Origin of the sequence: Cupriavidus sp. H39 (assembly GCF_050271075.1) — a bacterium.
In the GTDB taxonomy this organism is placed as follows: Bacteria; Pseudomonadota; Gammaproteobacteria; order Burkholderiales; family Burkholderiaceae; genus Cupriavidus; species Cupriavidus necator_B.
Genome location: NZ_CP189846.1, coordinates 1,067,162 through 1,079,674 on the forward strand (window position 1 = coordinate 1,067,162; position 12,513 = coordinate 1,079,674).

The 12,513-nt window shown below is 68.0% G+C and carries 12 protein-coding genes; all 12 read right to left on the reverse strand.

Features of this window, described 5'->3' with window-relative positions; all coding sequences use genetic code 11:
• Positions 1-13: 13 nt before the first annotated feature.
• The 12 genes from ACOCMH_RS05335 to ACOCMH_RS05390 all read right to left on the reverse strand — a co-directional run bounded on the left by ACOCMH_RS05335 (position 14) and on the right by ACOCMH_RS05390 (position 12,473).
• Positions 14-1,561, reverse strand: coding sequence for a TAXI family TRAP transporter solute-binding subunit (locus tag ACOCMH_RS05335; protein WP_427308121.1), 1,548 nt, complete (start codon positions 1,559-1,561; stop codon positions 14-16).
• 1 nt (position 1,562) lies between these two features.
• Positions 1,563-2,753 (reverse strand): sodium/glutamate symporter, encoded by a 1,191-nt coding sequence (gene gltS, locus ACOCMH_RS05340; protein WP_427308122.1) that lies wholly within the window; start codon positions 2,751-2,753, stop codon positions 1,563-1,565.
• Positions 2,754-2,904: 151 nt separating this feature from the next.
• Positions 2,905-4,071 carry an ABC transporter permease gene (locus ACOCMH_RS05345; protein WP_427308123.1) on the reverse strand — a complete coding sequence of 389 codons (1,167 nt, stop codon included), beginning with the start codon at positions 4,069-4,071 and terminating at the stop codon, positions 2,905-2,907.
• A 15-nt stretch (positions 4,072-4,086) separates the two neighbouring features.
• On the reverse strand, positions 4,087-5,241 hold the full coding sequence (locus ACOCMH_RS05350; RefSeq protein ID WP_427308124.1) for an ABC transporter permease: 1,155 nt from the start codon (positions 5,239-5,241) through the stop codon (positions 4,087-4,089).
• A gap of 12 nt (positions 5,242-5,253) precedes the next feature.
• Positions 5,254-5,946: an ABC transporter ATP-binding protein gene (locus ACOCMH_RS05355; RefSeq protein WP_427308125.1), complete on the reverse strand. Its 693-nt coding sequence runs from the start codon at positions 5,944-5,946 to the stop codon at positions 5,254-5,256.
• Positions 5,947-5,956: 10 nt separating this feature from the next.
• Positions 5,957-7,171: an efflux RND transporter periplasmic adaptor subunit gene (locus tag ACOCMH_RS05360; protein WP_427308126.1), complete on the reverse strand. Its 1,215-nt coding sequence runs from the start codon at positions 7,169-7,171 to the stop codon at positions 5,957-5,959.
• Between the two features lie 124 nt (positions 7,172-7,295).
• Positions 7,296-7,652, reverse strand: a complete 357-nt coding sequence (locus ACOCMH_RS05365; protein WP_427308127.1) for an ArsR/SmtB family transcription factor — start codon at positions 7,650-7,652, stop codon at positions 7,296-7,298.
• On the reverse strand, positions 7,633-8,097 hold the full coding sequence (locus tag ACOCMH_RS05370) for an SRPBCC family protein (protein WP_427308128.1): 465 nt from the start codon (positions 8,095-8,097) through the stop codon (positions 7,633-7,635). Before ACOCMH_RS05370 ends, ACOCMH_RS05365 begins: the two co-directional genes overlap by 20 nt.
• Before the next feature lie 100 nt (positions 8,098-8,197).
• Complete coding sequence (locus ACOCMH_RS05375; RefSeq protein WP_427308129.1) at positions 8,198-9,151, reverse strand: PDR/VanB family oxidoreductase; 954 nt, start codon at positions 9,149-9,151, stop codon at positions 8,198-8,200.
• 88 nt (positions 9,152-9,239) lie between these two features.
• The gene (locus ACOCMH_RS05380; RefSeq protein ID WP_427308130.1) at positions 9,240-10,886 is read right to left on the reverse strand and encodes an APC family permease; all 1,647 of its coding nucleotides are present in this window, start codon (positions 10,884-10,886) and stop codon (positions 9,240-9,242) included.
• Between the two features lie 338 nt (positions 10,887-11,224).
• Complete coding sequence (locus ACOCMH_RS05385; protein ID WP_427308131.1) at positions 11,225-11,536, reverse strand: CBU_0592 family membrane protein; 312 nt, start codon at positions 11,534-11,536, stop codon at positions 11,225-11,227.
• 46 nt (positions 11,537-11,582) lie between these two features.
• Entirely contained in the window at positions 11,583-12,473 is an 891-nt protein-coding gene (locus ACOCMH_RS05390; RefSeq protein WP_427308132.1) for a TorF family putative porin, read from the reverse strand.
• Positions 12,474-12,513: the final 40 nt, after the last annotated feature.

The window sequence follows — 12,513 nt, forward strand, 5'->3', positions numbered from 1 at the left end:
GCCAGCGCATCCCTTATCTGACTGGCGTCCCGGACGCGGCAGGGACCTTGCCGGGCCCGGCGGGGGCTGGTGTGGTCTTGGCCTGACCCATGCTGTCGAGCACCTTGGCCGCCGCCAGATGCTGCGGAATCAACAGGCCCTGGCGCGCCGTCGCCACGGCGATCTGCCCGCCCTGAGCGCTGCCGCGCGCGACAAAGTCCCGCCCGTTGCGGTAGACCAGCCGCGTCAGCTCGGCCACTTCAGCGTCGGACAGGTCCGGACCGGTCACCAGGATGGCGGCGGTGGCGATGGTGCGTACCGGCGCGCTCAGCCCGGGATAAGTGCCCGGCGCAATCGCTGCGCGAAAATAGCCGGCTTTCTGGCCCACCAGTGCGGCGATGGCCTTTTCGTCCAGCGGCAGCATCCGCAGCGGCATTTCCGCCAGGGCATCGCGGATGCTGTCGGCAGGCACGCCGATCACCTGGATCACGGCGTCGACCTGGTTCTGGCGCAGCGCCACCAGGCCGGTGCCAAGCCCCACTTCCTCGGCCTTGAAGTCCTTGTCCGCCAGGCCATGCGCGGCCAGCACGCGCAGCGCCGTGCCGCGCGAAGCCGAGCCGCGCTCGCCCACCGCGATGCGCTTGCCACGCAGGTCCGACACCGAGCGCGCGGGATCGGCTTCGCGCACCAGCACCTGCACGGGTTCCGGATAGAGGCTGCCGATGGCGCGCAGCGAGGCCTGCGGGCCGTCCTCGGCGAAGGCGCCCTTGCCCTCGTAGGCGTCCAGCGCGGCATCGCCCTGCGCCAGCGCCACCGAGACCTTGCCCGCGCGCAGCAGGCGCAGGTTCTCGTCGCCGCCGTGCGTGACCAGCGGCATCGCGCGCACGCGCGTGCCGGCCACCAGCGCCTGCGCAAAGCGCAGGTACTGGCCGTGCTCGGCGCCGGCGGCAATGGCATAGCCTTCATTGACGCGCGCCAGCCGCGCACGGATATTGGCGTGCGCGGTGGTCAGTTCCTGCTCGATCACCGCGCGCTGCGCCGGCGAGGCATCCTTTTGCACGGAGTCGATCACCTTGCGCATCGCGTCCAGGATCGCCGCCGGCCCGCTCTGCACATTGGTAGCGACGGCCGGGGCCTCGGCCGGGCGGTAGCCGGCCGGCAGCACGCCGACCCAGCGCTCGCCGTCGCGCCGGTACAGCGCGGTGCCGTGGGCACGGATGATGTCGCCGGCCTTGTTGCCGCCGCTGGTGATGCCGGTGATGCCGCGCGGACCCGCGCCCAGCGCCGACACCAGCCCGGCCACGCCGGGTGAATCCCAGGCACCGAAGTCATAGTCGCGCAGCAGCTTGAGCTGCGCATCGAAATAGACGATGCGGCGCGTTTCGCCGGCCGGGGCCTTGGTATCGGCTTGCGAGCCGCGGCGCTCCAGCGCCACCACCTGCACCGTGCCCGGCGGCAGCGCCAGCGCCAGCCGTTCATCGACGCCGGTGCGGATGCCGTCGGCGGCTGGACCGCCGCCGCAGCCCGCCAGCCAGGCGCTGGCCAGCAGCGCGAACAGCAGAGTCAACAGGGCGCGGCTCATGTCAGCCCCCGATCAGCGGCAGCGCCAGCATCATGGTCAGCACGAACGCGTTCATCAGGTCGACGAAAAACGCGCCGGCCAGCGGCGTGATCAGGTAGCTGGTGGGCGCCGGCCCGTAGCGCGCGGTAATGGCGCGCATATTGGCCATGGCGGTGGCGGTCGAGCCCATGTTGAAGCCGATGAACGCGGCCGAGGTGACAGCGGCTTCATAGTCGCGCCCCATGAAGCGGAAGCACACCAGCACCACGTAGAGGATGATGAACACCACCTGCATGGCGATGATCAGCAGGAACGGACCGGCGGACAGCGCCACTTCGGCCAGGTCCAGCGCCATCATCGTCATCACCAGGAACAGCGACAGGCAGACATTGGTGATCAGGTCGCTGGCGCGGTCGTCAAAGCGCATGCCGGCAAAGGGCAGCAGGTTGCGCAGGGCGATGCCGAGCATCATGCACCAGAGGAAGCCGGGGATGGTGATGGCGCCGGTCGGCATCTGCGCTGCGATCCAGCGTCCGCCGAGCACCGCGGCCAGGATGCCGGCCAGCGATGCCAGCGCGCCCACGGTGGTGATGGGCGAGAGCGCGGCCGCTTCGTCCTCGGTGTCGCCGGCCTCGCGCGCGGTGGAGCGCAGCTGGTAGCGCGAGATCAGGTATTGCGCCACCGGCCCGCCGATGATGCCGCCCACGATCAGGCCGACGGTGGCCACCGTCATCGACAGGTCCATCACCGCCTGCAGGTTGTTGACCTCGGCAAAGCGCTCGGCATAGGCGGCCCCGGTGCCGTGCCCGCCCACCAGCGTGATGGAGCCGCTTACCAGGCCGAAGATGGGGTGCAGGTCCAGCACCGCGGCCATGGCCACGCCCACCACGTTCTGCACCACGATATAAGGCAGCAGGATGGCCACGAAGATCACCAGCGCCTTGCCGCCGCGCTTGAGCATGCGCAGGTCGGCGCAGAGGCCGACGCCACCGAAGAACATCAGCAGCAGTACCGGTTTCATGCCGGGATCGATCACCACGCGGACGTTCGCCACCGCCACCGCAATCGACGCGATGACCGCGAACAGCAGGCCGCCGGTGACGGGATCGGGAATGTTGTAGCGCGACAGCACGCCGACGCTGCGGTTGACCAGCGTACCGATCAGCAGCACTACCACGGCGGTCAGCAATGAGGCCAGCAAGTCAAGGTTCATCGGGGGGCGTCCTGACGAGTCGCATGCATCACTACGGGTTGTAGTCGGCGGTCGGGGAGAAGGCAAGGAAAGGATGCCCCACGCAATGGCCAAGGTTACTCGCTCTCCCCTCATGGGGAGAGGGGAGCAAACCGGCAGGAGTGCGCATCGTTCAACGCGCCCGCAGCGCGTCCACGATATTCATCCGCGCCGCCCGCACCGCCGGCAGGAATCCCCCCACCAGCCCCATCGCCATCGCGAACGCCAGCGTCTGCAGCGCAATAACCGGGGTCAGGATAAAGCGGAACGACAGGTCGGCGAAGGTCTGGAAGTTGGTGGTCGAGAACGAGGCGAACTGCATCAGCGCCGCGCAGGCCAGGCCCGCGGCGCCGCCGACCAGGCCCAGCAGCGCCGCTTCGGCCAGGAACGCGGCCAGCACGCTGGCGCGCTGGAAGCCCAGCGCGCGCAGCGTGCCGATCTCCGCCACCCGGTTCGCCACCGAGGCATACATGGTGATCATGGCGCCGATCATCGCCGCGATCGAGAAGATGGTGGACAGCGTGAAGCCCAGGATGTTGATAAAGCCGGACAGGGCCTTGGACTGGTCGCTGTAGAAGGCCTGCTCGCGCTTGGCTTCGTCGGCGAGCCGCGGATCGACGTCGATATCGGCGCGAAAGCGTTCGAACAGCGCGGAATCGGCCAGCCTGACCACCATCGACGAGTACGCGTTGCGCCGGAACGATTGCATCAGCTGGTCCACGTCGCCCCAGATCTCGGAATCGAAGCCGCTGCCGCCGGCGTCGAAGTGGCCGACCACGGTCCAGTCGCGCTGCGCAAAGCGCAGGTGCTCGCCGATCTGCACGCCGGCAAAGCCGCCGGCGATGCTGCTGCCGACGATGATCTCGGACGAGCCCGGCCGGAACATGCGCCCCGCCATCAGCCGCACCTGCGGGCGCAGGTCCATGCCCGCCGGCGAGATGCCGCGGATCACCACGTTGGACGGCTGGCCGGTGCTGGCCTTGGTCAGCGAGATCAGCACCACCGCCTCGCGCGACGCCAGCGGCCGGCCGGCGCCGCTCATGGCCACGGCCGGGTGCATCTCGATGATGCTGGCCTGGTCGCGGTTGACTGCGCTCTGGATCTCGGTCTCGGCGCCCTTGCGGATCACGACTACGTTGTCGTGCTCGCCGGTGGTGACCAGGGTCTTCTTCAGGCCGGCGTCGAGCATCAGCATGGTGGCGAAGACAAACACCACCAGCGCCAGCCCGGCCGCGGTGAGCGCGGTGGTCAGGCGCCGGGCCCACAGGTTGCGCGCGATATAGCTCAAGGGGATGGCCATGGCAGTCTCCTCGCGCTAGCCGATGGCCCGCAGGCCCTCGACGATGCGCACGCGCGCCGCCTGCACCGCCGGCACGATGCCGGCAAAGACCCCCACCGCCAGCGCGCACGCCGCCTGCAATTGCATGGTCTGCGGCGAGACCGTGAACACCGGGAACACGCCGCCCACCGCCTGCCTGAAGGCGCTGGCCATCGGCGGCGTGGCCAGCATGCCGAGCGCGCCGCCCACCACGCACAGGACCAGCGATTCGCCGAACACCAGCAGCGCGAGGAAGCCGGGGCCGAAGCCCAACGCCTTGAGCGTGGCGTATTCGACAGTGCGCTCGCGCGCGCTCATCGCCATGGCGTTGGCCATCACCGCCATGATGATCACGATCACCACATACGACACCACCCGGATCGCCGCGATGATCTGGTTGGACATGGCGACAAAGCCCAGCTGGAAGGCCTGCTCGGTTTCGGTCAGGGTTTCGGCCAGCGAATTGCGGAACACGCCGTCGACCTGGCGCGAGATCGCCGCGGTGTTGTCGGGGTTGTCCACGCCCACCACGTAGACGCCGACCTGGTCGGCCTGGCGCGGGGTGCGCTTGCGCACGGTCTCGTTCAGGTATTCCCAGTGGAACACCATCTGGCGCGTGATGGTGCTCTCGTCACGTCCCTCCATGATGCCGCGCACTACGAACTCCCATGTCCCCGGGTAGATGGTGCCCTTGATCGGGATCACGTCGCCCACCTTGAAGCCGAACTGGTCGGCCAGCTGGCGCCCCACCAGCGCGCCCTTGCGGTCGCGCTGGTAGTCGGCGCGCTGTGCGTCCGGGACGATGAATTCGGGGTAGAGATCGAGGTAGTTGTCGGAGACCGCGAACTGCGCGAAAAAGTTCTTGGGATCGCGATAGACCCCGCCAAACCAGTTGGAGCGGGCCACCAGGGTCACGCCGTCGATGCCCTTGATGCGGCTTTCGTAGCTGAGCGGCAGCGGAAACACCAGCGAGATCGCATTGCGCGTGACCAGCCGCGCGCTGGAGGCAGCCGAGGCGCCCGCATACCAGGCATCGATCACGGTCTGCAGCAGCCCGAAGGCCAGCACCGCGATCACCAGCCCGAACACCGTCAGCGCGGTGCGCAGCTTGTGCCGCAGCGCATTGCGCGCGATCAGCTTGAGCGTGTACATGGTGAAGGGAAGCTACGCCGGCTCGCCACGGATCAGCTCGCCTTTTTCCAGATGCACCAGCGATCCGGCCGCGGCGGCGGCGTGCGCGTCGTGCGTGACCATGATGATGGTCTTGCGCGCATCGGCGTTGAGCCGCTGCATCATCGACAGGATTTCGGCCGCTGAGGTGCGGTCGAGGTCGCCGGTGGGCTCGTCGGCGACGATCAGCGCGGGGTCGGTGATCAGCGCGCGCGCAATCGCCACGCGCTGCTGCTGCCCGCCCGACAGCTCCGACGGATAGTGGCTCATGCGGTCTGCCAGGTTGACCATGTCCAGCACCAGTTCCACGCGCGCGCGCCGCTCCGCGCGCGGCAGGCGGGTCAGCATCAGCGGCAGCTCGACGTTCTCGAACGCGGTCAGCACCGGCATCAGGTTGTAGAACTGGAAGATAAAGCCGACATTGGCGGCGCGCCAGTCGGCCAGCGCCGCTTCGGGCAGCTGCGTGATGTCCAGCCCCGCCACGCGCAGCGTGCCACGGTCGGGCCGGTCGATGCCGGCAATCAGGTTCAGCAGCGTGCTCTTGCCGGAACCGGAGGGTCCCATCAGCGCGACGAAATCGCCTTCGCCGATGTCCAGCGAGATATCGGTCAGCACCGGCACGGTCTGCACGCCGCGCCGGTACGACTTGGCGACGTGGTCGATCTGCACCAGCGGCGCGGCGCTCATGCGGGCCTCCTCATGGCTTTGCCGTGGTGACGCGGCTGCCGTCGCCGATCCGCTCGCCCGGGGACAGCACCACCACGTCGCCCGGCTTGACGCCCTGCACCGCGACCAGTTCGCCAAGCTTGTCCCCGGTCCTGACCGTCATCTCGTGCGCCTTGCCGTCCCTGACTACGTAGATTACCTGCCGGCCGTCGCGCGTGGCCACTGCCGCCGGCTGCACCGCGACCACCGGCTGGCGGTCCCGCGCGGTGGCAGCGCGGGACAGGAAGGCGATCTTGGCGCTCATGTCGGGCAGCACGCGTGGATCGCGGTCGACAAAGCGCACCTTGACCAGCACGGTGGCCTTGGAGCGGTCCACCGTGGGCACGATGCGCGCTACCTGCCCGGCCAGCCGCAGGCCGGGCAGGGCGTCGAGGAGCAGCTCGCAGGGCTGGTCGACGCGGATCCGGGCGATGTTGGATTCGGCGACATCGGCCTCGACTTCCAGCGTTTCCATGTCGGCGATGGTGACGATCGCGCCCTTGGTGTCGGCGGCGGCGGAGAAAGGCGTGATGTTGTCGCCCACGTTGGCATGCTTGACCAGCACCACGCCGTCGAACGGCGCGCGCACCACGGTCTGCTCGACCGCCACCTCGGCCGCGCGGGCATTGGCCTGCGCCGACACCACCGACGCCCGCGAGCTGTTCACCGACGCCCGCGCCTTGTCAAAGCGCGCCACGTCGGCGTCGTACTGGGTGCGCGAGATCGCGTTCGGCACGATCAGCACTTTGGAGCGGCGCAGATTAACCTCGGCGTCCTTGAGCTCGGCCTGCTGCAGCGCCAGGTTGGCCTGAGCCACCTGGACCTGCGCCTGCGCCTGCGCGAACGAGGCGGCAACGTCCTTGCTTTCCAGCCGCGCGATGACCTCGTCTTTCTTCACGCGCGAGCCTTCCAGCACGCCCAGCCATTCAAGCCGGCCCTGCGCCTTCGACGCGACCGCCGCCTTGCGCTGCGGCACGACATAGCCGGTGGCGTTCAGCAGCGTGAAGTTCTGCGTGGGGTAGGCGGAGGTGACGGTGGCGGTCTGCACCGGCCGCGGGCCGGCGAACCGGATGGCAATGCCGGCCAGTGCCAGCAGCACCAGCGCGATGGCGGCGTAGCGCAGCCATTTGCGCCGCGGGTGGATACGGGCGCCGGCCGCGGCGGCTTGCCGGTCGATCTTGAGCCTGGACAGGTCGTGGTCAGCCACTGCGCGCTTCCTCTCGCTGGAATGGGCGGGGCTGTCAGTATAGCGGTGATGGAGAAGGGTTTCGTCGCTTGCGAGGGTAGCCAACGTCCTCGGGTTTGCTCCCGTCTCCCGCTTGCGGGAGCAGCTAGTGCCGGCCCTCCACCGCCACCTTCAGCTTGCCCAGCGCAAACTCCCACTGCCGCCCGATCGCTTCCAGCGACCGGCGCGCGGCTTCCAGCTGGCCGGGTTCGAATTGCCACAGGCGTTCGCGTCCGGCGCGGCTGTCGCGCACCAGCCCGGCCTGCGCCAGTACCTGCAGGTGCTTGGTGACCGCCTGTCGCGTCATGGCGCTGCCCGCCGTCAGTTGCGCGATCGACATCGCGCCGCCGGCGCACAGCGCCGCCACCAGTCGCAGCCGGGTTTCGTCGCCGAGCGCGGCAAAGACCGCGGCGGCGTCTGGCAGGCCCAGGGAGGGTGGGGACTCAGGCCGCGCCGCCGACATGCTTGCGGATATTTTCCATCTGGCCATCCCAGCCGCCGCTGTTCATGCGGAAGGCTTCCATGCGGCGTTCCGGCGGGATCTGGTCGAAGCCGGATTCCACCACGGTCAGCAGCGTGCCGTCGCCGGTTTCCTTCAGTTCGAATTCCACCAGCGTCGGCGGCTCGGCCGAATAATCGCGGCCACGCTCCAGCGGCGCCGGATGCCAACGCCAGGACAGCAGCCGGGGTGGCTCCATGCGCTCGACCACCACGTCGAACTTCAGGTACTCGTAGCCGGGGTAAGTAATGCTGCCGACGGCGCGCTGGCCGGGCGCGAAGGTCGCGCCGTCGAATTTCACGCCAAACCAGCTGCCGAAGGTCTCGGCATCGGCCAGCGCGTGCCAGACGCGCTGGATGGGGGCGGCCAGCAGGATGCTGCGCTCGATGCGGTCGGTGGATGAAGCCATGTCCGGTCTCCTTGTGGGGGTGTCAACATGCAACGCTATGGTTGCATGTTAGGCGCCCGCACCCGGAAACGCAACCAAAAGGTTGCGAGTTGCCGGTCACTCACAGATCCAGCACCAGTCGCTGGCCCTTGCAGCGCGACACGCACAGCATCATGGTCTTCTGCGCAGCCTTCTCGGCGTCGGACAGGTACTGGTCGCGATGGTCGGCCTGGCCCTCCAGGATGGCGGTCTCGCACGAGCCGCAGATGCCCTCGCGGCACATGCAGTCCACCTTGACCCCGGCCTTCTCGATCGCGCGCAGCAGCGATTCGTCGGCGCCCACCTGCAGCGTCAGCCCGCTCTTGTTCAGGACGGCCTCGAAGGCGCCGCCCGTTGCGTCGACCTCGTTGCGGAACTGCTCGAAGTGGATGCGCGCGGCGTCCCAGCCGGCGGCGCGCGCGGCGTTGACCACGGCATCGTTGAGCGGGGCCGGGCCGCACACATAGACGTGGGTGTCGGCAGGCTGTGCGGCGATCAGCGCGGCGATGTCGAGCAGGGTGCCGCGGTCGCTTTCGTACAGATGCAGCTGGCCGGGCTGCAGCGTGGCGGGCAGCACGTCCAGGAAAGCGGCGGACTGCGCGTTGCGGAAGCAGTAGTGCAGTTCGAACGCGGCGCCGCGCGCGGCCAGGGCCTGGATATGCGTCATGAACGGCGTGATGCCGATGCCGCCGGCGATCAGCAGGTGGCGGCCGGCGTTGTGGTCCAGGCTGAACAAGTTGCCGGGCGTGCCGACCTCCAGTTCGTCGCCTTCGCGCACTTGTTCGTGCATGAAGCGCGAGCCGCCGCGCGAGGCTTCTTCCAGCCGCACCGCGATCTGGTAGTGGCCGGGCTCGCCCAGCGTGCTGGTCAGCGAATAGGCATTGCGCAGCCGGCCGCCGTCCATATGGACGACGACATGGCTGCCGCTGTCGAAGGCGGGCAGCATGCCGCCGTCGCGGGGTTGCAGGGTGAAGCGCTTGATGCCGGCGGCCAGCGGCTCGACGCGGCCGACGCGCACGCGGAGCGTGTCAGTCATGGCGGTACCTCGGAATTCAGGAAATGCAGGAAGTGCGGGAAGTACGGCAGGGAAGGCGGGCCGGCACGGCGCCGGCCCGCCCGGGCCATCAGGTAATGACCGTCAGCCTGGCGGCAATCCACACCACCAGGCCGCCGGCGACCAGCGCCACATAGGGCAGCACGCCGGCGCGCGCATTGGGCAGTTCCATGTCACGGCGCATCGACTCGGGGAAGCGGCCCTTGTCCTGGATGTAGTGGCGGTAGACGAACACCGGCACGATCAGCAGCGCGGCGATCAGGCCGTTGCGCAGCGTGTGCTCGCCCTGGAAGTTGGCGCCGGCGCCGACGAAGGCCAGGTCGAAGAAGCCGAAGAACGCGCCCAGCGCCAGCAGCCAGTTCTTGCACTTGTACGGCCGCGCCCAGTCCGGGCGGTCCATGCGGTGGATCCAGCCCGACTGCAGGTTCAGGAACACGAAGATCATGTAGCAGACGTTCGAGATCGACAGCACTGCCATGTAGTTCGACATCAGCAGCAGGAACAGGTTGAATACCAGGTCGGTCCACATCGCGCGGGTGGGCGAGCCGTGCTCGTTCACGTGCGAGAGGTAGCGCGGCAGCCAGCCGTCGACCGAGGCCTGGTACAGCGTGCGCGACGAGCCCATCATCGAGGTCATCACGATCAGCAAAATCGCCAGCACCAGCATCACCACGATCACGTTGAACACCACCGCGCCGCCGCCGACGAACCGCGCCATGGCCGCGCCCACGCCGGAACCGTCGACGATGTCCGGCGCCAGCATGCCCTGCAGCCCGAGCGAGCCCTGGAAGGCGATCGGCACCGCGATGAACATGAACAGGCACAGCACGCCGGACCAGAAGATCGCCTTGAAGGTGTCCTTCTGCGGGTCCTTGAACTCGCGGGTGTAGCACACCGCGGTCTCGAAGCCGAAGGTCGACCAGCATGCCAGGAACATTGCGCCCATCGCCGTGCTGATGCCCGCGGCGTTCCAGCCGCCCAGCACCGCGGCGCCGGCGGCGTCGTGCGTCAACGGCAGCAGCGGCAGGAAGCTGGTCGACGGCATGTCGCCGGTGAACAGCGGCACCAGCGCGATCACCACCAGCGGCGTCAGCGAGGCAATGCCCAGGATGCGCTGCGTGGTGGCCGCGGCGGAGGCGCCGCTGTGTTGCAGCTTGAAGGTGATCAGCAGGAACGCGGTGGCCAGCAGGAAGGTGGAATTCACCCGCAGCGTCAGGCCTTTGCTGACAAAGCCCAGGTCGAACAGCGTCAGCTGCCAGGTGTTGATCACCGAATCGGCTGGGAACAGCGCGCTCAGCATATAGCCGGCGGCCAGGCTGGTGCCGAGCGCCAGCATCGGCGACCACGCCACCCAGTTGCACCAGACCGAGACCGGCGCCACAAACTTGCTGTAGCGGACCCAGCCCAGCGCGCCGTACACCGACGCGCCGCCCGATTTGTGCGGGTAGAGGCCGGAGATCTCGGCGTAGACGAAGCATTGGGCAAAGCCGACCAGGATGGCGAGGATCCAGATCACCCAGGCCGGGTTGCCGATGGTGGCGGACACGCCGCCGATGGTGAAGAGCACGCCCGCGGGCACGCCGCTGGTGACCCAGAAGGCGTCCTTCCAGGTCAGCGTGCGCTGCAGTTCATGCGATGGGGTTTGTTGCTGGGTTTGCTGCGCGGGGGCGAGCGGCGCCTGCGCGCCGAGCGACAGCACGTCTTTCTGTGAATACACGATGTCTCCTTGCTTCCCGGGTCGCCGTGTTGCGGGAGCGGGGCTCCGTCACGGTCTGCCGTCTGCGGTCTGGGTAGGTACGTTGCGCTACTGCCTGCCGGGGTTACGACGGTCGGGAATGTCTGGCGGCGATTCTGTGGGCGTTTCTCATCGTTGTCTCCTGTTGTCATCCCGGGTTGCCAGTGGGCCTGTTTCCAGGGTGCAGCGGCATTCCGGTGGTTTAAATTCACTAAAAGTAAATTACATAACTTTTGGTGTTTCGGCCGAGTATAGAAACGACAGGGAGCTAAGGCAACGGGTGTTTTGTATCGCGTTGCAAAGCGTCCCGGCCGTAACGGCTACTGCTGCACGGGCTGGCCGGGGCGCGGCGCACCCAGCGTTTCCACCACCGCCCCCCCGGCCCGCAGCGATCGGCGCTTGCGCCACCAGCCCAGCAGCGTCAGCGCCAGCCAGAAGCACTGGGTCAGGAACGACGCCAGGTTGAACGCGCCGGTCAGCGAGATCAGGATGCAGCCCGGCCCGATCACGTTGAGGACGACGGCCAGCCTGCCGGTCGGGGATTTGTGCAGGACCTGCACGGCAAAATGCGCGGCGACGTAGGCGGCAACGCCGACAAGTCCGGTCGCGTCGGTAAGACCCAGGGAGGCCATGGTGGTGTGCTTCGTAAGGCGGTGGTACAGCGGTGGATGAATGCCGTCAGAACGTCTTGGTCAGCGAAACCAGGAACGTGCTTTTCAGCGGGTTGGACACCGCCGGATGGCCGGACGAATCCAGCGCGCCGGTGGTGTATTGGTCGTAGACGTCGGTGCGGCCCCAGCCGCGCGTGTAGGCGCCGGTCACGGTCCAGCCGCCTTCAAGGGCCTTGGACAGCGCCACCCGTACGTCGCGGAAGTTGTAGGCGGCGAAGTTGCGCACGCGCTCCTGGCCGTAGTGCAGCAGCAGCGAGACGCCGTGGCCCAGGTCGAAGGTACCGTTCACGTCGAGGTAGCCGGAACCGCGGCTATGCAGGTTGTTGCCGGCCATCAGCGAGGCGCTGTTGTAGCCGAAGTAGTCGGGCGTATAGGTCAGCCAGTACTTGACGTTGAACCACTTCCACGTCACCGACGCGACCGCCTCGCCGTAGTTGTACCTGGTCTGCGCGTATTGCAGCTTGGCGCCCGGGTACAGGTAGTAATAGACCTGCCCGGCATAAGTGAAATCGCCCACGGTGCCGGTGTAGCCGGCATACAGGTCCCATTCGACCGTGCCGCCCTCGATGAACTTGTCGCTGATGCTCGACATCCACGTGCCGGCGGAGAAACCGCTCGGATGGGCGTAGTCGATGCCGCCCTGCACGGCGGGCTTGCCCCAGGTCTGGCGGAAACCGCGCGAGACGTATTGCGAGGTCAGCGTCAGGTTGGCGCTCAGCGGCGCGGTGGCTGCGGCCTCGGCCGGCGGTACGGTTGCGGTGACTTGCGGCACCGGAGCCACCGCGAGCGTGGTTTCGCCACTGGCATTGGCCTGGGCCTGCGCGCCGAGTGCCTGGCACAGCAGCAGGGGCAGGGCGCCTTGCAGGGCCCGTTTCGAAGCAAAGCATTTGCGCAGCATGTGTGTCTCCTCCTTGCAGCCGGTCTGGTGGGTTGTTGGG

Coding starts and splice junctions, on each gene's coding strand:
- ACOCMH_RS05370 (WP_427308128.1), bottom strand. CDS start 8,097: ATGGCTTCATCCACCGACCGCATCGAGCGCAGCATCCTGCTGGCCGCC.
- ACOCMH_RS05375 (WP_427308129.1), bottom strand. CDS start 9,151: ATGACTGACACGCTCCGCGTGCGCGTCGGCCGCGTCGAGCCGCTGGCC.
- ACOCMH_RS05365 (WP_427308127.1), bottom strand. CDS start 7,652: ATGTCGGCGGCGCGGCCTGAGTCCCCACCCTCCCTGGGCCTGCCAGAC.
- ACOCMH_RS05385 (WP_427308131.1), bottom strand. CDS start 11,536: ATGGCCTCCCTGGGTCTTACCGACGCGACCGGACTTGTCGGCGTTGCC.
- ACOCMH_RS05350 (WP_427308124.1), bottom strand. CDS start 5,241: ATGTACACGCTCAAGCTGATCGCGCGCAATGCGCTGCGGCACAAGCTG.
- ACOCMH_RS05335 (WP_427308121.1), bottom strand. CDS start 1,561: ATGAGCCGCGCCCTGTTGACTCTGCTGTTCGCGCTGCTGGCCAGCGCC.
- ACOCMH_RS05355 (WP_427308125.1), bottom strand. CDS start 5,946: ATGAGCGCCGCGCCGCTGGTGCAGATCGACCACGTCGCCAAGTCGTAC.
- ACOCMH_RS05345 (WP_427308123.1), bottom strand. CDS start 4,071: ATGGCCATCCCCTTGAGCTATATCGCGCGCAACCTGTGGGCCCGGCGC.
- ACOCMH_RS05390 (WP_427308132.1), bottom strand. CDS start 12,473: ATGCTGCGCAAATGCTTTGCTTCGAAACGGGCCCTGCAAGGCGCCCTG.
- gltS (WP_427308122.1), bottom strand. CDS start 2,753: ATGAACCTTGACTTGCTGGCCTCATTGCTGACCGCCGTGGTAGTGCTG.